This window comes from Pseudomonas sp. HP_01, assembly GCF_055284355.1.
This window is the reverse complement of sequence record NZ_JBTOPV010000001.1, coordinates 33,741-53,536: the sequence shown is the minus strand read 5'-3', so window position 1 is coordinate 53,536 and position 19,796 is coordinate 33,741. Positions and strand designations below refer to the sequence as shown.

Below are 19,796 nucleotides of genomic sequence, written 5' to 3'. Positions count from 1 at the left end.
GCCTGCCGATTCAGCCCGCAGCCACCACCGTGATCTCCACCAGCAAATCCGGCGCTGCCAGACGTGATTCCACGGTGGCCCGTGCGGGCGCGTGCCCTTCCGGTGCCCAGGCGTCCCAGACTTCGTTCATACCCGCGAAATTCGCCGCGATGTCCGACAGCCAGACCTGGCGTCAGGCTGATTCCGACCCAGGAGGGTCAGGCGTTCTTCCAAGAGGTCGAGCGTGCCTACGTCGGGCTGGACAGCCTGAAGCTGTCGGCCAAGAACATCCGCAATCTCGGCACGGGGCGCCTGCGGGTGGCGGCCGTGCCTTCCACCGGGCTGAGCATGATTCCCCGGGTGCTGAAGGCGTTCACCGAGACGCGCCCGGAGCTGACCGTTTCCCTGCACGTGAACTCCTCGCCCACCGTCGAGCAGTGGGTGAAGTCGCAGTTCTGTGATGTGGGGCTTGTGGTGCATCCCGGCGATGTCGACAGTCAGCAGATCGAGCTGCTCAGCGAAGTGGCGGCAGTGTGCGTGCTGCCGGCGTCCCATCCCCTGGCAAGCCGAGCGCAGATCACCTTCACCGATCTGGAGGGAGAGACCTTTGTTTCCCTGTGCCACGGCGATGGCACCCGGGCGCTGGTCGACGGCCTGTTCGAGCAGGCCGGCGTTGAGCGGGTCATGACCGTGGAAGCGCAGTACAGCGCGATTAATTGCGAGATGGTCGCGCTGGGCATGGGCATTACCCTCGCCCACCCGCTGGTGGCCCGGGATTATCGCCACCGCGATATTGTCATCCGACCCTTTGTGCCGCAGATCCTCTTCCCCACCTACGTCATGTGGGCACCGGCCCAGGCGCGGACGAAATTGTCCGAAGAGTTCGTTGATACGCTGAAAGCGTTCTACCGGGACATCGTTTTTTAGGGCTGAAGGCGGCTGCATTGGGGGAACGCCGCTGCTCGGTGATGCGACATATGCAGCATGGTCGGACCGCATACCCATAGTAGGACCGGCTTCAGCCGGGAAAAGGCCAGCGTGAGCGACACATATTCAGCGGTGTGACATCCGACGCTTTCCCGGCTAAAGCCAGTCCTACAGGGCGAACGTATATCCCTAGTAGGACCGGCTTCAGCCGGGAACAGGCCAGCGTGAGCGGCACATATTCAGCGGTGTGACATGCGCCGCCTTCCCGGCTAAAGCCAGTCCTACAGGGTGACCGCATCTCCATAGTGGGACCGGCTTCAGCCGGGAACAGGCCAGCGTGAGCGGCACATATTCAGCGGTGTGACATGCGCCGCCTTCCCGGCTAAAGCCAGTCCTACAGGGTGACCGCATCTCCATAGTGGGACCGGCTTCAGCCGGGAAAAGGCCAGCGTGAGCACCCTCGAATGTGCGGGCTGCCATCACAAAAAAGGCCGTCACGCACCACTGCGTCACGGCCTTTTTACACATCAGCCCATCAATCCAGACGAAACGCGATCACGCTGTCGCCCAGCGTGGTGCCGAGCGAGCCGTGCCCGCCGGCCGAGATGACGACGTACTGCTTGCCGTCGCTGCCCAGGTAGGTCGAAGGCGTCGCCTGGCCGCCCGCCGGCAGCTCCTTCTCCCAGAGCACGTCATCGGTGTTGATGTCGTAGGCGCGGATGAAGTTATCCGCCGTGGCGCCATGGAACACCACGCCGCCCGCCGTCACCAGCGGACCGCCGTGGGCGACCATGCCCATCGGGAAGCCGATCGGGAAGCGGCCCGGCAGGAAAGAGGTCTTGAGGTTTTGGGTGGTGCCGGTGCGGCGCATCCACTCGGTTTTGCCGGTGGTCAGGTCAACGCCGACCATGCGGCCCCACGGCGGCGCAATGCACGGCACGCCCAGCGCCGAAGCGAACTGCTTGATCCGTATGGCGTAGTCGCCGTTGAAGTTCTCGTTCCAGTACGGCGTACCGTCCTGGGTGAACAGCCGTTTCTCGGCGGTTTCCGGCGTGCGCTTGATTAGGTGATAGGTGTAAGCCAGACGCACCGGCGCGGCGATGAGAATCTGCCGGTCCGGATCGACCGCCACCGAGCCCCAGTTAAATACCCCGATGTTCCCCGGGAAGATCAGCGAGCCCTGCTCGGTGCTCGGCGTCCAAGGGTTGGCGTCGTAGCGCAACTTGTTGTACGTCGTGCGACAGGACATCTGATCGAAAGGCGTCAGCCCCCACATCGATTTCTCGCTCAGCGGTTCCGGGATGAAGTTGATCTTCGACACCGGCTGCGTCGGCGCGAAGTGTTCGCCCGGCACGCCGCCCTGGGTCGATACATTGACCTGAACGACCGGAATGATCGGCTCGCCAGTCAGCCGGTTCAGCACAAAGATGTTGCCCACTTTGGTTGGCAACAGCAGCGCCGGTTGCTGGCTGCCCTCCTTGCCCACGTCCATCAAGGTCGGCTGCGACGGGTTATCCCGGTCCCAGAGGTCGTTGTTCGAGGACTGGAATTTCCATTTGAACGCGCCAGTGTTCAGGTCCAGCGCCACCAGCGTGTCACGGAATTTTTCCGTGTTGCTGTTCGGGTCGCGGTTGATGCCCAGCTCGTCTGGCGAGGCGTTGCCGAACGGCACAAACACCAGGCCGTTTTTCATGTCGGCGCTCAGGGTGCCCCACGCCACGGGTGTGTCCTGCGGGTAGGTCTGGTCGGCGGCGATGGGCTGGGTCATCTCAGGATTGGCCGGGTCGAAATTCCACACCAGTGCGCCGGTCACGGCGTTGTAGGCGCGGATCACACCCGAGGGGTTGCCGTCGTTGTAGCCGTTGTCCATCACTGAACCGCCAACGATGACCAAGTCACCGGCGATCAGCGGCGCAGCCGTCTGCATCAACGCGTGGGGACGAATCTCGCCCATGTTGGCGCTCAGATCGACCACGCCTTTGTTACCGAAATCGCTGCACAGCGTGCCGGTGTCAGCGTCGAGGGCCACCAGTTTTGCGTCTGCGGTGGCGGTGATAATGCGCTTGGCGCATTGGCTCGGTGAGGCATCGGCCGCAGCCGTTGCGGCCGGCGCGTAATAGCTGACGCCACGACAGGTCTGGTGCTGCTGCAGGTAAGAGCGGTTCTTCTCCGGCACCCACTTCCAGTCCGGCTTGCCGGTTTCAGGGTTCAGGGCGTGCACTTCGTTGTGCGCGGTGCAGACGTAAACCCGATTGTTGACCTTCAGCGGCGTGGCTTCAAAGGTGTACTCGCCGGCGTCTTTCGCGGCGTCGCGCAGATCGCCGGTGTGGTATTCCCATGCCACCGAGAGCTTCTTCACGTTACCGGCAGTGATCTGGTCAAGGCTGGAGAAACGCTGACCGTTGTTCGTGCCGCCGTAGGCCACCCAGTCATTGCCGGCTTCGCCCGTGCTGCGCGTCGCCAGCGGGGTGTCGATCTTGCCCGCCACCGGGTAAGGGTCGTAGAACATCACCGCCAGCACGATCAGCATCATCACGCCGACGGTGCCACCCAGAAACGGATGGAAGCGGCGGGTATCGCCCGGGTTATGCGCCTTGTACAGCGGGCGCACCACCCAAGGCAGCGCCAGCCACAGACCCAGCAGCGCGAACAGGTCACCGCGCGGAATCCACTGCCATTTGTCGAAGCCGACCTCGTAGACGATCCAGATCAGAATCGCCCACATCAGCAGCGCATACACCGTCAGCGCCGACCGCTTTTTCAGGATCAGCAGCACCGCCGAGGCCAATACGGCGAGGGCGATCATCGAGTACGCCGCCGAGCCGCCGGCGGCCACCAATTGCGCACCCATGTACAGCAGGGCAATGGCGAAAATCGCCATCACCGCCCCAGTCAATCTCAAGATCATCGTTGGTCGTCCGTGTTGGGGCCGGTGATGGCGCCCGTGTGAGGAGTGGGCGAAAGCGGACTGTTCGAGCCGTCCGTTCGCACGCGTCCTGTCCATATTAGCGCCCACACCTCCCACCCCGGAAAACATTGTTACTCGCTCGCGAGCCTCTAGCGCAGGGCTTGTGGCGCGCCGGCGCCGTTCAACAACTGCATCTGCTGACGATAATCGTCGGTGACCTGACGCGCCTGGCTGCTGCTGTTGATGACCCGCGGCGTGATCAGCACCAGCAACTCGGTGCGGTCCCTGGATTTGCTGCGATTGCCGAACAGCCAGCCCAGCCCAGGCACCCGGCCGAGATACGGCACGGCGCTGACGCTCTCGCTGTTGTCCTGCTTGATCAGCCCGCCGAGCAACACGGTCTGTCCGCTTTGCGCCGCGACCTGGGTCGACACCGAGCGCGTCGAAATGCGCGGGTTGCCGTTCACCGTCACCGTGCCGTCGGCGTCGCTGACCTGCTGCTGAATGTCCATATACACCAGCCCGCCCGGATTAATGCGCGGCACGACATTGAGGATCACGCCGGTCTGCAGGTACTCGACGCTGCTGAGGGTGGTGTTCGAGACACCGGTGTTGACCGTCGTCTGACTGATGGGGATGTTGTCGCCGACCTGAATCTGCGCGTTTTCGTTGTTCATCACCACCAGCGACGGCGCCGACAGCACCTGGGTGCGGCCGTTGGTTTCCAGGGCATGAATGGCCACTTGCAGGTTGGTGCTGACGAAGGAGTAGAACAGCGAATCTGTCGCGCCCAGACCCGCCCCGCCGCCACCCAGCGCACCTTGACTGCCGGCAGTGTTGGCGACGGTGGTGCTGGTGGAATTGCCGGCCAGGCGTCCGAGGTACCACTGAACCCCCTGATCCAGCTCGCCGGTCAGCTTGACTTCGAGAATCCGCGTTTCGATCTGCACTTGCAGCGGCGCGTTGTCCAGACGTTTGATCGCTGCTTCGATCTCCTTCCACTGCGCCGGGCGCGTGCGCACCAGCAGCTGGTTGCTGCTTTTCTGCGCCGAGATGCGGGTGGTCGAATCAAGGCCTCTCTGCCCATTACCCGAGGCAGAAGTAGCCGATGATGTGCTGTCGTCGGAACCGCCGTCACTGCTGGCGTCCGCGTCTTGTTCCTGCTCGTCGTCCGAAGCTGCCGCGCTTTGAAGCCCGCTTTGGGACATGCCGCCCTGGCCGCTGCTGTTCAAGCCCATGCCGGAACCTGTCCCCGTGCCGGAGCCGAGACCATTGGATATGCCACCGGACGTACCGCCTGTCAGCGACGACATCGAGCGCGTGCGCAATCCTGGCGCAACCTTCGCAGCACTCTCCTCTTGTACCGCGCCCGTGCCGTAGATCTGCTTGAGGTATTTCGCCAGATCCGTGGCCTTCATGTTGCGCACGTCGTACACGTACAGCTGCGGCTCGTTGCCGCCGCCTTCGTCAATGGTGCGAATCCACGTGCCCACCTCGTTCAGGTATTCGGGTTGGGAAGAAAACGCCACCACCGAGTTGGTCCGCTCGATGGGCAGGAACCGCACCATCCCGGCCAACGGCATGCCACTGTCCGGTCCGAACAGCTTCTGCAGCTCCGGCATCAGCTCGCTGACCGAGGCCCGTTGCAAACCGAACACGCCCACCGACATGCCCTTGAGCCAGTCGACGTCAAAGGTGTCGATGGTCTGCTGATAGTTCGCCAGCTCTTCAGTGGTGCCCGCCAGGCTCAGCACATTGCGGGCCGGGTCCACCAGCAGGAACGCGTTCTCCCGGGCAAACGGCTTGAGCAGTTTCTGCATTTCCGTGGCGGAGATGTAGCGCAGCGGGAACAGCCGCGCCGACAACCCGGCAGACGGTTGGGCCACGGCCATCTCCGGCACCAGCTTGCCGGCAATTGCCTGGCTGGCCGGGAGGATGACGTAGCGATTGCCCTGACGAATCATCGCGTTGTCGGTCCATGACAGCAGTGTCTCCAGAATCGACAGTGCCTGCTGCTGGTTGACTGGCCGGGACGTGGAGAAACTCACCTCGCCCTTCACCCCTTGGGCAATGGTGTAGCTCTCGTGAAGCATGTCGCCGAGGATGCTGTTGACCACCGCTTCGATGGGCTGGTTGGCGAAATTGAAGACGATGTCGCCTTCCGGCGCCCGGGGCGTTGCGGCTGTCGGCGCCGGTGTTTTCACGAAGCGCTGGGTGCCCCGGATGATCTGCCGGGTGCCGGTAGTCGCCGTCGAGCTGTCCGCGGCACTGGCTTGTGCCTGGACCGGCAGTTGCTCGCTACGCGGGTCGACCGGCCGCCGCTGGGTGCCGGTTCCATCCAGCGCCTCGCGCAGCATGCCGTTGTCCGGCTCAAGGGTCGTCGGCGCGGTGGTGCAGCCGCTCAAGGCGACGGCGGCGGCCAGGCACAGCAAGGGCGAACGCAGCGTGGCGACGGGTTTCGTGCTAGAGGCACGGCGCAGGTAAGGATTACGGGGCAGGTTCATGGAGGTCTTCACGGGAAAAGGAAAGCGGTGGTGGGGTCGACAGCGCAGGCAATCGCAGACGCCGGACAGTCAGGGTTTCGGTGCGGTCGCCGAGGCCAAACGTGGCACTCGTCGGGCTGATGGCGCGCAGGGTCCAGCCGTTGGGCAACGGCCCGTTGAGGCGGACTTTCAGCGCCGGGCCGGTGGCCGGTTTGATGAATGCCAGCTGCACCGTGCCGTCGAGCAGCACACCGGTCAGGGTCAACCCGCTGAGACTCGACGCTGCCTGCTGAGCTGCTTGTTGCAGGTCCGGACGGCGGTCGACGCTGAACAGCGGGGTCTGCCAGGCGCTGGCCAGGCTGGGCAATTCCACGCGCGGTAATGTCGGCGTTCTTGCCACGACGGCCGGGCGATGATTCGGTTCGGCAGGCAGCCAGTCCGCCGACTGCCAGGTGCCGGTGAGCACCAGGGCGATCAGCGCCAGCAGTACGAGGGCGACGGCCATCAGCACGCGCTCGAGTGTGAGCGGGAAGCGCGTCATGGGGCGGCCTGCGCGGGGTCGGTTTGATCGGTAGATGCCTTGACGGCAACCGGCTGCAGATAGCCGCGAATCAGCAGTTGCACAGTCAGTCGTCCTGCCCCGCCTTTGCCCGGCGCATTGCTCGCGCGACGCACGCTCATGTGATCGATGAACAGCAACGGTCGCTGATATTCCAGCCCGTGCAACACCGCCATCAACGGCTCGATGGCGCACTCCAGGGTGACGCTGACCTTGACCTGGCGGAACGGCTCGCTGCCATCCTGCTCCGGGGTGATCGGCATGCGTTGAGTGAGCGTGCAACCTGGGCCTTTCGCGCCTTGGGCCGTGATGACGTCCGCGACGTGCTGCATGAGATCGGCGGCAACCGCACTCGGGTCTTCGCCGGTCAACAGGCTCGCGCTGCTGGCCGGGTCCTGCTCGGCGCTTGCCAGCGCTGCGCTCAGACTTTCGCGCTGTTGCACAAGGCCAGCGTAGCGCTGTTGTTGAGACCTGAGCTGCTCGACCTCTTCACCCATGTCCCGCAGCGGGCCGGCGAACCAGCTGTCGAAGAGCAGCCAGTAGCCTGCGCTGATCACCAGGGCGAGGACGATCAATGCCGCGCCGCGACGTTCACGGGGTGTCAGGGCTCGTGTTGTCAGCTCACGGGGCATTCGGCGCATCGGCGACCTCCCGATGCAAGCGTGCGTGCAGGGAAAAGCGCTCTTTGCCGCTGTCGGCGTCGGGCTGGATGACGCCCTGAAACTGCGGATTTTCCAGGCTGGGGCAGTCTTTCAAGTGGTTGATCAGGGCACTGGCGCGCACGCTCTGCCCGGAAAACGACACGTCGTCAGCGTCGATTTCCAGTTGCTCCAGCCAGGTGTCGTCGGGCAGGCAGGCGGTCAGTTGACTCATCAGCGCAGCCATGGTCGGGCGCGCTGCCTTGTGACGGGTCAGGTAGTCGGCGGCGCCGAGGGTGTTGGTCAGTTGCTGACGCAGGTGTTGAACCTGCGCCACCTCGCCTCTCTGCGATTGCACCGTGACGCGCATGCCTTCCAGCCGTTGCTGACGATCGTGTAGCCACAGGCCCATCAACGTGACGAGCAACACGGCGCATGACCCGACCAGCACACGACGCCGGTCCACGGCACCACGCGGGCTCACCGGACGCGCGGATTCGGGCAGCAGATCGATCCCCAACGGCGTGCCGTCCGCTGCGCAGACGTCCACCCGTTGCGGCGTCAGGCCCTGGGCGGCGCACTCAGCCAGAATCGCGTGCATGCGCTCGCGGAGGATGGCGATCAGGGTGATCTGCAACCTGCCCGCGCTGCGTCCGCCCTGGCGCACGACATAAAGCAATTGATCGCGGGGATACGGGGTGTACTTGTCCAGTTCATAGCCGACCACAGCGGTCAGATCCCGCGCGGCTGCGGTCGGCAAGTGCAGGCGATGAATCATCACCAGAGTGGTCGGCAGCATCAGCACCTGGCGGGCGCCGGCCTGCACTACGGGGCCGGACATCGTGATCGGCCAGCGGTGGGTCTGCACGGTTATCGGGGTGCTGAAGCGGTGACGCAAACGCGCCGGTACGCAACCGTGCAATTCCGCCAGCCAGAGCTGCCAGAACCGTTGCGCCGCGCTGCCCTGCCAGCGCCGTTCAACGTTAGCCAGGTACGCCTGAAGCGGCGCAGGGACTGATAGGAGTGAATTCATTCTTGCCAACGCAGCACCCGATACGGCTGAGCGTTACCCTCCGATGGGGACAGTAGAACGGTGGTCTGAAGCCGGGCGATGACGCCACCCCGCAGTTGTGCCTGGCTGTCGATGCTCAGCACGCTGCCAGGGTCGGTGCCCGTGGCTGTCTGTTGCGGCAGGTTCAAGGCGCTGCGCAGCAACGGCGAGGCGAATGCAGCGTCCGGCCGCGACAGCCCGCTCCACAGCGTCACTTCCGGCGCCATGCGCTGGTACAGGCGCTGGGTCATGCCTGGCACCTGGCGCAGCTCTTCGATGACCCGCAACGGCGCAGCGCTGCCATTACGACGGGCCTGCAGGGCTTGGCCCAGGCGCGTCGCCTCGTCGCGATCGGCGCCGCAGGCCTGGGCGACGCGGGTGATGTCCTCATTGCTGGCCGCATTCAGATCAAGCTTGCCGCGTTCGCTGGTGACGCTGACCACCATTCGCGCGTCGTCGAATGCCAGCGGGACCGCGCGGCCGTCGGCGATCCAGCGCGGTCTGTGATCAGTGTCCTGCAATGCCTGCAGCGCCAGATTCATGCCGGCCTGGGCCGCCAGCAGCGCCTGGGTATGCTGCCGCTGCCATGACGCCTGGCGAGTTTCCAACTGCACCCAGCCGGCCAGACCGCCAAGCAACAGGCTCAGCGTCGCCACTGCCCACAGCACCAACAACAGCGCCACGCCGCGCTGCCGATTCATTCCGCGCCTCCCGCAGCTGGCGCAGTACCGGAAGCCCCGCCGGACAGATCAAGGCGCAGGGCGATGACTTCGCCGGGCCAGTTCACCGGGCCGTTCATCTGCACCTCGACGCGCACGACGCGGGGCAAACGGTTGGGCCACGGCCACTCAGTCAGCCAGCCGGTCGCCTCACCTTTTGGGGTCACGCCGCGATAGCTCAGCGACAAGCCATCCACGCCGTGAAGCAGCACCTGAGGCTCACCCCACGCGCGCAATACGTTGTCCTGGACTTGGGCGAAAGCGATCTGCAAACGCCGGTCCGTTGTCGGGCCGGAGACTTCCAGAGTGTGCAGCTGAATGCCGCCGCCCAGGTTGCCCGGCAAGGTCGCGGCAAACTGCATGCGTTGCGCCGAACCTACGAAGAGCCCGGCACCGGAGTGGTCGTTTTCCGCCAGATCCAGCGGCAGCGCCTGACTGATGGCCTGGCGCAAAAAGCCTTGGGCGGCCCGTCGTTCATCCAGGCGTGAGGTGTAGTGATCGGCCTTGACCACCGCGCGGTTGGCGCCCACCAGCGCGCCGCCGATCAGGGTCAGCAGCACCGCCAACAGGCTCAGCACGATCATGATTTCCAGCAGGGTGAAGCCGCGTTGTTGATTGTTCACTGGGCGCCCGCCTTCGCTGGATTCACCAGCCGCAGCGTGCTGAAGTGTGCCTCACGCCGCCCTTCGCTGACCGTCAGCTCCACCCGCAACAAGCGTGGCTGGCCAGCGTTGGCAGGCAACGCCGAGACGCCCATGGCCCAACGGATGCCGCCGTCTGTCACGCCGCTGCTCTGCCCCGGCTGCAACACGCCGACGGCCTGATCATCGAGCACCGAACGCGCCGCCTGGCTGAGCCGGTCCGCGCGATCGACCTGCTGCAACGAGCGCGTGCTTTGCCCGAACCCCATCAGCAGCACGCCACTGCACAGGGCCATGACCACCAGCGCGGCGAGCATTTCCAGCAGCGTGAAACCGGACTGACCGATGCGGGCACTCATGGCAAGGCGCGGCTCTTGACGCTGCCGGTCAGCCAGCCAACATCAATGCGCCAACGCCGATCGCCCTGGAACACCAGCAGATTGCCGCCGCTGGAACTGCCATCCGGGTAGAACGCGAACGCTGCGCCCCCGCCCTCCCCTAGATCCGCGGCCGTGTTCAGCTGCACGCCGACCTCGGCGGGCCATTGTTGCGGCCGTTTGCCGGGGGTCTTGAAGGTGCGGCGGTCGAGATCGAATGAGGTCTCGCGAGTCTGGCCGCTGATGATCGCCGCGCTGCGGGTCGTGCGCAGGGCCTGAACCATTTGCCCAAGCAACTGGCGATCCGCGGCCTGCTGCAAACCCTTGTGCAAGCCGAACCCGACCACGCCGATGCCGATGCTCATCAAGACGATGACCACCAGCATCTCCAGCAGGGTAAAACCACGGCTTGGCCCAGGCGCGTTCATGCTCGCCGGTTACTCCCAGTTGCCCAGGTCAGCGTTGTAGCCTTCGCCGCCGGGCTGGCCGTCCTGGCCGTAAAAAATCAGGTCGAACGCGCCGTGCTCACCAGGGGAACGGAAGCCGAAGGCGTGACCGAAGGGGTCCTTGAGGTCCGACGGCTTGGCGTACGGCCCGGCCCAGCCTGAAGCGTTGGCCGGTTTTTCCACCAGTTGCTGCAAGGCTTTCGGCGGCGAACCCAGGTCCAGGCCATAGCTTTCTATCTTCATGCTCAGGCTCGCCAGTTGCGCCTTGCCGGCACCGTATTTGCCCTTGTCGACGTTGCCGCCGACCTGGCGCACGACGATGGTCGCCACGATGCCCAGCAGCACGATGACCGCGAGCATCTCCAGCAGGGTGAAGCCGCGCTGGCGGCGGGTTGCAGCGGTATACGGAGTACGACGCATCGGTCTGGTTCTCTGATTGAAAGGGTTCGGGCTTCAGATATTGCTGGTCAAGCTCATCAGCGGCAGCATGATGGCCAGCATGATCACCGCCACCAGCACCGCCATGACCACGGTCAGGGTCGGCACCAGCGCGGCGAGCATGCGGTCGATGCCGCGTTTGGCCTCGACATCGAACACGTCGGCCACCTTCAGCAACATGGTGTCCAGTTCGCCGGCCTGTTCGCCGACCTCGATCATTTGCAGGGCCAGGTCCGGCAGCAGCGGCTGCTCGCCGAACGCACTGGCGAGTGTGCCGCCGCCTTTGACCGACTCACTGGCCTGCTCGACCTGCTGCTGCAGCGCCCGATTGCTGCAAACCTGTCGGGCAATGACCAGCGCCTGCAACAACGCCACGCCATTGCTCAGCAACGTGCCCAGGGTCCGCGCCAGCCGGGCCGCTTCGATGCGCTGCAGCAACGGGCCAATCACGCGCATGCGCAACAGGCGCCGGTCACGTCGCAAGCGGCGTTGGGGATCGCGGGAGCGCAGCGCGATGATCCAGACCAGCGCAATGCTGCCGGCCAGCAGCATCAGCCCGTAGTCGCTGAGAAACTGCCCAAGCCAGAGAATCGCCTGGGTGATGAAGGGAATCGGCACGCCGAGGTCGCGGAAGATCGGCACGAATTGCGGCACCACATAAGCGAGCAGCAACGCCAGGGAGCCGAGCACGCCGACCACCAGAAACGCCGGGTAGATCAGCGCGTTGATCACCTCGCCGCGCAGCAGCTGGCTGCGCTCCAGGTATTCGCTGAGCTGGCGCAGGGTGTTTTCCAGCGCGCCGCCGGCTTCGCCCGCGCGGACCATGCTGATGAACAGCGGGGAGAACTGCCGGCCCTCTTCTTCGAGCGCCACGGACAGCGGCTTGCCGGCCTTGACCTGTTCGCGGATGCGCTCGATCAGCGCGCGGGTCTGAATCTGATTGCGGGACTGGCCGGGTTGGCGCAGCAGAATGGTCAGCGAGCGTTCCAGGGGCTGGCCGGCGCCGAGCAGGGTCGCCAGCTGCTGGGTGAAGCTCATCAGCGCAGCGCCGCTCAACGTGCCGCGGCCCAAAGCCTGACGCAGGCCCCCCAGGCTCGAAGGCTCGATCTGCAAGACCATCAAACCGCGCTTGTGCAGCAGGGCGATGGCCGCGTCGCGATCGGCGGCGTCCAGCAGGCCGTTTTGTTCAGTGCCCTGTCCATCCAGCGCGCGGTATTTGAACGGGGTCATGTCATTCGCCTCGGGTCACGCGCAGGACTTCTTCGAGAGAGGTAATCCCCGCCACCGCCTGCCGCAAACCCTCTTCATGCAAGGTGCGCAATCCGGCACGGCGCGCTGCGTGCTCCAGCGTCGAGGCATCGGCCCGGCTCATCAGCAGGCTGCGCAGTTCCTCGTTCATCACCAGCAGTTCAGTGATTGCACTGCGGCCCCGATAACCGCCGCCGGGCGCATCGGTGCGCGGGCGGTAGAGAAGAATCGGGCGCTCGTCGGTGAAGCGCTCCAGGTCGTGTTCGTCGATCAGCGCCTGGGGTGCTTCGAAGGCTTCGCGGGTGAGCGGATCCAGACGGCGCACCAGGCGCTGGGCGAGAATGCCGTTGACCGTCGAGGCAATCAGGTAGCTCTCGACGCCCATGTCCAGCAAGCGCGTGATACTCGCCGCCGCGCTGTTGGTGTGCAGCGTCGACAGCACGAGGTGGCCGGTCAGTGACGACTGAATAGCGATGCGGCAGGTTTCCAGATCGCGCATCTCGCCGATCATGATTACGTCCGGATCCTGCCGGACGATGGAGCGCAACGCCCCGGCGAAGTCCAGGCCGATGGCTGGCTTGACCTGAATCTGGTTGATCCCTTCGAGCTGGTATTCCACCGGGTCTTCGACGGTGATGATCTTGCGTTCGGCGGTGTTGAGCCGCGACAGCGCGGTGTACAGCGTGGTGGTCTTGCCCGAACCGGTCGGCCCGGTCACCAGCAGAATGCCGTGGGGCCGTTCGAGCACCGCCAGAAAGGCATCCAGCCGCTCGCCGTCGAACCCGAGGCTGGGGAAATCGAAGTTGATGGTCTGCCGGTCGAGCAGGCGCATCACCACCGACTCGCCAAAGCTGGTAGGCACCGTGCTCACCCGCAGATCCAGCTCCTTGCCCTGAATCCGCAGCATGATCCGGCCATCCTGGGGCAAGCGCCGTTCCGCGATGTCGAGGCGCGCCATGATTTTCAGGCGGGAGATCACGGCAGCCGACGAGCTGGACGGCGGCGCTTCGGCTTCGTGGAGTACGCCGTCGATGCGATAACGCACTTTCAGCTGGCTCTCGAACGGCTCAATGTGGATGTCCGAAGCGCGCTGCTCGACGGCCCGCTGCAGGATCAGGTTGACCAGCCGGATTACCGGCGCTTCCGAGGCCAGGTCTTTCAAGTGTTCGATGTCTTCGGGCGAGCCGTTGTGGTCGTCGAGGGATTCAATCAGCGTACCAATGGCGCTACGGCCCTGGCCGTAATAGCGCTCGATCAGCGTGTCGACGTCATTGCGCGAACCGATCGACAGCCATACGGGCACCTGACAGCAATAGGCGATGGCTTCAAACGCATAGGGCTCGCAGGGGTTGGCCGACACCACGTGCAGACCGTCTTCACGCCACGCCAGGGGCACGACCTGGAAATGCCGCATGAAGCGCTCGGTCAAGGCCGGCAACGGATCGAGCATGTCGGCCGCTGCGTCGAGTGTCAGAAGCGGCGTCTGCAGCAGCGCTGCCCAGGCCCGGGCCATCTCGGTTTCCGAGACCAGCCCCAGGCGGGTCAGCAAGGCCAGCAGCCCGGCGCCTTCGGACTCGGCCATCAAGCGCCGCGCCCGCTCCAGATCGAGCGTCTTCAGCCCGGCGTTCGTCGACAGCCAGGCGCAGACCTGCTCGGCGTCCGGAATCTTCAGTTGTCTGGCGTCGAGCGGGCTGAGCGGCATGGTGGCTACAGGTCTGGATGGATAACGGCGTGTGGAGTTGATTAACTAATAACGGAGCCTGACTGTTTAATAGCGCCCACGCGTTATAAGCCGTGGGCAATTAATCCCACGACTGTCGTGCAGGTGACGTTTAACCTTAGTGCATCTAACGGCTTATTAGCGAACCACGGAATGCTATTAACCGCCAAAGCTGGCGAGTGTGCGTCGACAACTAAGGCGGCTATGCAGTCGTCTGATTGGTCGAGGATTCCTCAGCGCGGAGAGAGCTTACCAGCAAGCTAAACCTAATAGCAATTAGGTTTTCGACATCGCAATTAAAATAGATGAAAACTCATTTTCATGGGCCTAGTCCGCCGTTCATTGCGGTGTTATCGGTGAATTATTGCGTTAAACAGCATCTAGCCGCTCACCCATCAGTACCAACCACCGCTACAAGGCCGCGCTACACGTGCCTTTTCGATCACCGCTCGTCTAATTAAAAAATAATCTTGCAAACGCTGAACTAATCAGTAGATTCCCCGGACTTAACGTTCGTCCTGTTCCCCTCTGGGCGGGTTTGCGCGTTCATTTAATTTCCACACCCCATCAATCGAGAAACAATCGATGAATAGACCCATGCTGTCTGTTTGCAGCGTCGTGCTTTTCGGCGCCTGCAGTTTTGCTGCTGTTGCGGCGGACTCTACGTCCAGTCAAAACGCAACTTCTGCAGAAACCGTTCGCGCCCAGGTTGAAAAACAGCGCGACCAGCTTTCTGGCGTCGACAAGGTAGCCGTGCCGACCACCAAGACCTCCTCTGCGGTGCTTGATGCTCCCGTCGACACCGGTGATGCGCCGGTACTGGTGCAAAAGCCATGACCGACCGCCACGACATCACGAACTGCCACCTGCCCACGAGGACGTTGCCCTTGTCAGCTTTCAAACAGACCATGGCGTTGAGCCTGCTGGCCATCAGCGTCGCCCAGGCCACCCTCGTTCACGCCGCCACGCCGATGACCGGCAACGAGGTTGAAGCCCGCGTTGGCGCGGTGCTCGACAACATGAACATCTCGGAAAAGATCAACTTCACCCGGGTTGACGACGGCCACATGATTCCTCGCCTGCCCAAGTGGGGCATGGAAGGCACCATCGCCTACGACTCGTCGATGGGTGTGCACGTCAACAACGCCACGTTCGGCGCGCAATACCCGGCGCAGTCTGCCCTGGCCGCGACCTGGAGCATCAACCGCGCCAAGGAATTCGGTCTGGCGATCGGTTACGAAACGCGGATCTCCGGCGGTCAGCAAATGCTCTCCCCGGGCGTCAACCTGTACCGCACACCGTTTGGCGGTCGCTCCGCCGAATACGTCAGTGGCGAGGACCCGTTCCTCGGCGCAGTCATGGGCCCGGCCATCGCCAACGGCATCCAGGCCCAGGGCATTCAGGCAGCGGGCAAGCATTTCCTGGCCAACGAGCAGGAAGCCAACCGTCACTACGTCAACATCAAGGCCGACGAGCGCACCTTGCGTGAGCTGTATCTGCCGGGTTTCGAATCGCTGGTGAAGAACGCCAACGTCGCCTCGATCATGTGTGGCTACAACAAGATCAACGGCGATTACGCCTGTGAAAACCATCATTTCCTGACCGAAGTGCTCAAGGGTGAATGGGGCTATCAAGGCAACGTTATGAGCGACTTCAACTCGGTGCAGGATGCGTTCAAAGGCGCCTGGGCCGGTACTGACATCGACATGCCGTCAGGCCTGCAATTCACCGAAGCCAAGCTGCTGCCTTACCTCTGGAGCGGTCAGCTGACCCAGAACGTCATCGACGACAAGGTCAAGCGCAACCTGCGCGCGCTGGTGAGCTACGGCTTCGACAAGCAACTGAACAAGGCGCAAACCCTTGATCACCCTGAATACGGCCAACGCGCAGCGCTGAACATGGCGCGGGAATCCATTGTCCTGCTGCGCAACGAGAAGACCTCGGCGGGCAAGCCCCTGCTGCCGCTGGCACGCGATGCGAAGATTGCTGTGATTGGCGACTTGGCCCTGCAGCCGCCGACTTCGCCATTCGGCACGCCTAACTCGCCGCCGAACACCTACGTCACCGAACTCAGCGGTCTGCAGCAGCTGGCTTCGAACGGCGCGAACGTCGAATACCTGAGAGAGATGAGCCTCAATCCCAAGGCGTCCGTCTGGTATCAGCCGAGCACCGGGCAGAACGGCATCAGCAACACGGGTGTGAAGGCCGAGTACTTCTCCAACACCGAGCTGGCCGGTTCTCCTGCCACGACCCGCGTCGAACCGGGCGTCAATCTGAGCTGGACCACCAACACCAACACCACCGATAGCGGCGTCACTGCGGTGTCTGGCTTCAACACCACGCCAGGCGCGTTCTCCGCACGCTTCACTTCGAAAATCAAGCCAACCATTTCCGGTGAGCAGGTCTTCAAAGTGCGTGCCGACGGTGCGTTCAAGTTGTGGGTCAACGACGAGCTGGTGCTGGAAAACGACGGCACCGAGAAGTCCTTCGACCTGATCAACGCACTGGTCACTTCCGGCAAAACCGCGAAGTTGCAAGCCGGAAAGGAATACACGGTCAAGCTGGAATACCGTCGCCTGCAAGGCAACTTCACTCCAGTACTGGGCGGCATGGCAGGCGTTCAGATGAGCTGGGCGTCCTTGCGTCCGCCGAAGGATCTCTCGAAGTACGATGCCGTGGTCATCGCCGCCGGTACCAATTTCGAGTACGAAGGCGAGTCCAACGACCACGACTACGCACTGCCCGAGTATCAGTCCGACCTGATCACCTACGCCACCAAGGCCAACCCCAACACCGTGGTGGTCTTGCACAGCGGCGGCGCGCTGGACATGCAGCCGTGGGCGAACAAGGTAGGCGCCAGCCTGCACGCCTGGTTCCCGGGTCAGCAAGGCGGTCAAGCCCTGGCCGAGATTCTCTACGGCAAGGTCAACCCGTCGGGCAAATTGCCGATCACCATCGACAAGAAGATCGAGGACAACCCGAGCTACCCGTCGTACTCCGATCCCAAGCAGTACCTGGGTGACAACGCGCTGACCGAAATGAACTACAGCGAAGGCATCTACCTGGGCTATCGCGGTTATGACAAGAAGCACGCCAAGCCGCTGTATCCGTTCGGCTATGGCCTGTCCTACACCACGTTCGACTACAGCGACCTGAAGCTGTCGACCAACGTGATGGCGCCGGGCAGCACGGTTGACGTGAAATTCACCGTCACCAACAGCGGCTCCCAGGCCGGTTTCGAGGTCGCGCAGCTGTACGTTCACCCTGCAAACCCTGCGGTTGACCGTCCTGAGAAGGAGTTGAAGGGCTTCACCAAGGTTTACCTGCAACCGGGCGAAAGCAAGACGGTGAGCATTCCGATCGATTCGCGCTCCCTGGCGTACTACGTCGAGAAGACCGACAGCTGGGATGTGGACGCCGGCAAGTTCAAGATCCTCGTAGGGCCTGATTCCGAAGACCTGCCGCTGGATCGCACCTTGATCACGCTCTTCCCGGAACACCTGACCACGCGCGACAGCAACCCGCTGCCGTCTCCACTGCGCAAAGCAGTACAGGTCAGCGCCGCACAGACCTACTAAGCCGCAGGATTCAAGCTCAGGGACGAGCTTGAATATCCGCCTTCAGCCGCTGTAGATAAACATCGAATACCGCCATCACATCGACTTCATCGGGTGCCCGCAGCCACTGGATCTGCAAGCCATCCATCACCGAAAAGATCTCCTGAGCCAACGCGCTCGTCTGAATGTCCTCACGAATCTCCTTCGCCTCAATCAGCGCTTTCAGGTGGCCCTGGGCGTGATGATGGGTGATGTGAAAGCGCTCCTTGTACCAATTGAACGCCGGATGCAGATTCGAAAGACTCTCGGTGTTCAGCACCATCGCCGCCTGGCACTCCGCAGCACTCTCCACACTGAAGCTCATGCTTTGCTTCAGAAAACGCACGAACCCCTCCAGCGTCATCTCCATGGTCAGTTCGCTGAACCGCGACACCACCCGCTGATCCCGGCGCTCCAGCAGCGCATTGAGCAGCGCTTCCTTGTTCGGAAAGTGATGCAGCAGGCCGACGGTAGTGATGCCGGCGAGCTGCGCGACATCTTTCATCGAGGCACTGGAGTAACCATTGCGGGCGAAGATCACTGTTGCCGCATCAAGCAAGGCGGCACGACGCATTTCACCTTTCGGCGCACGACGCCGTTTTGGCGAGGCCGCCTCGGGCGAGTCATTCCCTGATTCGTCGTCTGTCATAAAACCTTGTCTCGTTGATTCGGATAAAGCCTGACCGAGCGCGGCAATGGCCTGCTCACGCCACTGCCCGGGCGTCGCCCCGGCGCTGAAAAAACCGCCGGGCCGTGAGGGAAGCGATTGTAATCGAAGTCACGGCAATCAATGCGTTACCCGTAAGCATGGCCGGGAACGCACCGGCCGCACCGAACAGGTGAATCCCGCCCAGCACGAACGGCACGGTCCCCAGCGTTGCCCGCAGCCAGGCGAACAGCGCCACCAGCCAGGGTCGGCCCAGGGTCACAAACATCGCGATGGCGACAAAATCCAGCCCGATCAGTGCCCACAGCCCGCCGCCGACGTGGCAGAACGCAAGAAAGATCGCCCGCCCGGTGCCTTCAAGCTCGTAAGTGTCGGCCAGCGACGTGGCCACCAGCAGCAGCACGGCCCACACCAGCAGCCCATAAACGATCACCAGTTTGCGGCTGAACACGATGGCTGAGGCGACGCGGGCGTGGCGATGGGCTCCGATGTTCTGCCCCAGCACCGGCGCGAGGGCGCTGGGCAGGGAAAAGAACACGCAGTAGGCAAACTGCATCACGCGGTCCATCACCGCCATGGCCGCCAGCGCCGACGTGCCATAGGCGCCGATCGACGAGACCAGATAGGTCAGGCCCACCGGCGTCGCCAAGTTGCCGACCATGGCGGGCAAACCGACCTGCATGACCTTGCGTGCGTGCAGGCGCAGCAGTCGCCAACGGATGGAGAAAGGCATCGCCAGCCGCACCCGCAGCCAGTAAATGCCCAGACCCAGGGACACCAGCGCCGACAGCGCATAGGAAATCCCCGCGCCCTCAAGCCCTAGGCCAAAAGCGAAGATGAACAGCGGATCGGCCAGCGCCAGGGTCGCCGCACCTGAAAGTACGACCCACAGGGCGCGGCGGCTGTCGCCGGCGGTTCTCAGGATCTGCGCCGCCATCTGCATGGCCGATTGCAGCACGCTGAACGGCAGGGTGAGCCAGATGAAAATTCGCGCGGCTTCGTAGGTGCTGGCGTCCGCGCCGAGCGAATGGGTGAGCGGTACTAGCAGCGCAAGTTGCAACGCCGCCGCCGCACCCGATGCGACCATCACCATTAACATCAGGTGCGTGACCAGACGGGATGACGCCTTCGAGGCGCGGTGGCCGATCCGCTCGGACAGCACCGTTGCGGCGGCAATGATCAGCCCGCTGGAGACGGCGCTGTTGAGGAAGATCAGCACCTTCGCCACCCCGGTCGCGGCGAGCAGTAACGGATCATGGAGCATCGAGACGTAGATCAGCGTGAAGATGTCCACAAGAAACACCGCGAGCAGGCTCAACGCGCTGGTGCTCGACATCACCAATACGTGCCGGGCCACCGAGCCTTCGGTGAAAACAGCGCGCGGGTGATTCATGAACAC

17 protein-coding genes and 1 pseudogene are annotated in these 19,796 nt (G+C 63.4%); 3 read left to right on the top strand and 15 right to left on the bottom strand.

Features of this window, described 5'->3' with window-relative positions:
• Positions 1–10: 10 nt before the first annotated feature.
• Positions 11–166 (bottom strand): annotated as a pseudogene (locus tag ACYAR8_RS00220) (Rid family hydrolase); the annotation flags it as partial.
• On the opposite strand from ACYAR8_RS00220, the gene ACYAR8_RS00215 reads away from it, so the two are divergent.
• Positions 103–906, top strand: a complete 804-nt coding sequence (locus tag ACYAR8_RS00215) for a LysR substrate-binding domain-containing protein (RefSeq protein ID WP_463578700.1) — start codon at positions 103–105, stop codon at positions 904–906. The pseudogene ACYAR8_RS00220 and the gene ACYAR8_RS00215 overlap by 64 nt on opposite strands.
• A gap of 535 nt (positions 907–1,441) precedes the next feature.
• Here the strand turns inward: ACYAR8_RS00215 and ACYAR8_RS00210 are convergent.
• The 12 genes from ACYAR8_RS00210 to gspE form a co-directional block, all read right to left on the bottom strand.
• Entirely contained in the window at positions 1,442–3,814 is a 2,373-nt protein-coding gene (locus tag ACYAR8_RS00210; RefSeq protein WP_463578699.1) for a membrane-bound PQQ-dependent dehydrogenase, glucose/quinate/shikimate family, read from the bottom strand.
• Positions 3,815–3,963: 149 nt separating this feature from the next.
• A complete protein-coding gene (gspD, locus tag ACYAR8_RS00205; RefSeq protein ID WP_463578698.1) occupies positions 3,964–6,318 on the bottom strand; it encodes a type II secretion system secretin GspD in 2,355 nt (784 codons plus the stop codon).
• Positions 6,302–6,838, bottom strand: a complete 537-nt coding sequence (locus ACYAR8_RS00200) for a hypothetical protein (protein WP_463578697.1) — start codon at positions 6,836–6,838, stop codon at positions 6,302–6,304. Before ACYAR8_RS00200 ends, gspD begins: the two co-directional genes overlap by 17 nt.
• Positions 6,835–7,488: a type II secretion system protein GspM gene (gene gspM, locus ACYAR8_RS00195; RefSeq protein ID WP_463578971.1), complete on the bottom strand. Its 654-nt coding sequence runs from the start codon at positions 7,486–7,488 to the stop codon at positions 6,835–6,837. The genes ACYAR8_RS00200 and gspM overlap by 4 nt, the downstream gene beginning before the upstream one ends.
• Positions 7,478–8,527 carry a PilN domain-containing protein gene (locus ACYAR8_RS00190; protein WP_463578696.1) on the bottom strand — a complete coding sequence of 350 codons (1,050 nt, stop codon included), beginning with the start codon at positions 8,525–8,527 and terminating at the stop codon, positions 7,478–7,480. Before ACYAR8_RS00190 ends, gspM begins: the two co-directional genes overlap by 11 nt.
• On the bottom strand, positions 8,524–9,246 hold the full coding sequence (locus ACYAR8_RS00185; RefSeq protein ID WP_108119291.1) for a type II secretion system protein GspK: 723 nt from the start codon (positions 9,244–9,246) through the stop codon (positions 8,524–8,526). Before ACYAR8_RS00185 ends, ACYAR8_RS00190 begins: the two co-directional genes overlap by 4 nt.
• Positions 9,243–9,887 carry a prepilin-type N-terminal cleavage/methylation domain-containing protein gene (locus tag ACYAR8_RS00180; RefSeq protein ID WP_463578695.1) on the bottom strand — a complete coding sequence of 215 codons (645 nt, stop codon included), beginning with the start codon at positions 9,885–9,887 and terminating at the stop codon, positions 9,243–9,245. The genes ACYAR8_RS00185 and ACYAR8_RS00180 overlap by 4 nt, the downstream gene beginning before the upstream one ends.
• A complete protein-coding gene (locus ACYAR8_RS00175; RefSeq protein ID WP_463578694.1) occupies positions 9,884–10,264 on the bottom strand; it encodes a PulJ/GspJ family protein in 381 nt (126 codons plus the stop codon). Before ACYAR8_RS00175 ends, ACYAR8_RS00180 begins: the two co-directional genes overlap by 4 nt.
• Entirely contained in the window at positions 10,261–10,710 is a 450-nt protein-coding gene (locus ACYAR8_RS00170; RefSeq protein ID WP_463578693.1) for a prepilin-type N-terminal cleavage/methylation domain-containing protein, read from the bottom strand. The genes ACYAR8_RS00175 and ACYAR8_RS00170 overlap by 4 nt, the downstream gene beginning before the upstream one ends.
• Before the next feature lie 9 nt (positions 10,711–10,719).
• On the bottom strand, positions 10,720–11,148 hold the full coding sequence (gene gspG / locus ACYAR8_RS00165) for a type II secretion system major pseudopilin GspG (RefSeq protein WP_463578692.1): 429 nt from the start codon (positions 11,146–11,148) through the stop codon (positions 10,720–10,722).
• Between the two features lie 33 nt (positions 11,149–11,181).
• On the bottom strand, positions 11,182–12,396 hold the full coding sequence (gene gspF / locus ACYAR8_RS00160; RefSeq protein ID WP_463578691.1) for a type II secretion system inner membrane protein GspF: 1,215 nt from the start codon (positions 12,394–12,396) through the stop codon (positions 11,182–11,184).
• Between the two features lies 1 nt (position 12,397).
• The gene (gene gspE / locus ACYAR8_RS00155) at positions 12,398–14,116 is read right to left on the bottom strand and encodes a type II secretion system ATPase GspE (protein WP_463578690.1); all 1,719 of its coding nucleotides are present in this window, start codon (positions 14,114–14,116) and stop codon (positions 12,398–12,400) included.
• Between the two features lie 615 nt (positions 14,117–14,731).
• On the opposite strand from gspE, the gene ACYAR8_RS00150 reads away from it, so the two are divergent.
• Positions 14,732–14,971 (top strand): hypothetical protein, encoded by a 240-nt coding sequence (locus ACYAR8_RS00150; RefSeq protein ID WP_074883835.1) that lies wholly within the window; start codon positions 14,732–14,734, stop codon positions 14,969–14,971.
• 71 nt (positions 14,972–15,042) lie between these two features.
• Complete coding sequence (locus ACYAR8_RS00145; RefSeq protein WP_425438835.1) at positions 15,043–17,712, top strand: beta-glucosidase; 2,670 nt, start codon at positions 15,043–15,045, stop codon at positions 17,710–17,712.
• Positions 17,713–17,728: 16 nt separating this feature from the next.
• Here the strand turns inward: ACYAR8_RS00145 and ACYAR8_RS00140 are convergent, their stop codons facing one another.
• On the bottom strand, positions 17,729–18,379 hold the full coding sequence (locus ACYAR8_RS00140) for a TetR/AcrR family transcriptional regulator (RefSeq protein WP_463578689.1): 651 nt from the start codon (positions 18,377–18,379) through the stop codon (positions 17,729–17,731).
• A 55-nt stretch (positions 18,380–18,434) separates the two neighbouring features.
• Positions 18,435–19,790 carry an MATE family efflux transporter gene (locus tag ACYAR8_RS00135; RefSeq protein WP_463578688.1) on the bottom strand — a complete coding sequence of 452 codons (1,356 nt, stop codon included), beginning with the start codon at positions 19,788–19,790 and terminating at the stop codon, positions 18,435–18,437.
• Positions 19,791–19,796: the final 6 nt, after the last annotated feature.

Coding starts and splice junctions, on each gene's coding strand:
- ACYAR8_RS00210 (WP_463578699.1), bottom strand. CDS start 3,814: ATGATCTTGAGATTGACTGGGGCGGTGATGGCGATTTTCGCCATTGCC.
- gspD (WP_463578698.1), bottom strand. CDS start 6,318: ATGAACCTGCCCCGTAATCCTTACCTGCGCCGTGCCTCTAGCACGAAA.
- ACYAR8_RS00200 (WP_463578697.1), bottom strand. CDS start 6,838: ATGACGCGCTTCCCGCTCACACTCGAGCGCGTGCTGATGGCCGTCGCC.
- gspM (WP_463578971.1), bottom strand. CDS start 7,488: ATGCCCCGTGAGCTGACAACACGAGCCCTGACACCCCGTGAACGTCGC.
- ACYAR8_RS00190 (WP_463578696.1), bottom strand. CDS start 8,527: ATGAATTCACTCCTATCAGTCCCTGCGCCGCTTCAGGCGTACCTGGCT.
- ACYAR8_RS00185 (WP_108119291.1), bottom strand. CDS start 9,246: ATGAATCGGCAGCGCGGCGTGGCGCTGTTGTTGGTGCTGTGGGCAGTG.
- ACYAR8_RS00175 (WP_463578694.1), bottom strand. CDS start 10,264: ATGAGTGCCCGCATCGGTCAGTCCGGTTTCACGCTGCTGGAAATGCTC.
- ACYAR8_RS00170 (WP_463578693.1), bottom strand. CDS start 10,710: ATGAACGCGCCTGGGCCAAGCCGTGGTTTTACCCTGCTGGAGATGCTG.
- gspG (WP_463578692.1), bottom strand. CDS start 11,148: ATGCGTCGTACTCCGTATACCGCTGCAACCCGCCGCCAGCGCGGCTTC.
- gspF (WP_463578691.1), bottom strand. CDS start 12,396: ATGACCCCGTTCAAATACCGCGCGCTGGATGGACAGGGCACTGAACAA.
- gspE (WP_463578690.1), bottom strand. CDS start 14,116: ATGCCGCTCAGCCCGCTCGACGCCAGACAACTGAAGATTCCGGACGCC.
- ACYAR8_RS00150 (WP_074883835.1), top strand. CDS start 14,732: ATGCTGTCTGTTTGCAGCGTCGTGCTTTTCGGCGCCTGCAGTTTTGCT.
- ACYAR8_RS00145 (WP_425438835.1), top strand. CDS start 15,043: ATGGCGTTGAGCCTGCTGGCCATCAGCGTCGCCCAGGCCACCCTCGTT.
- ACYAR8_RS00140 (WP_463578689.1), bottom strand. CDS start 18,379: ATGACAGACGACGAATCAGGGAATGACTCGCCCGAGGCGGCCTCGCCA.
- ACYAR8_RS00135 (WP_463578688.1), bottom strand. CDS start 19,790: ATGAATCACCCGCGCGCTGTTTTCACCGAAGGCTCGGTGGCCCGGCAC.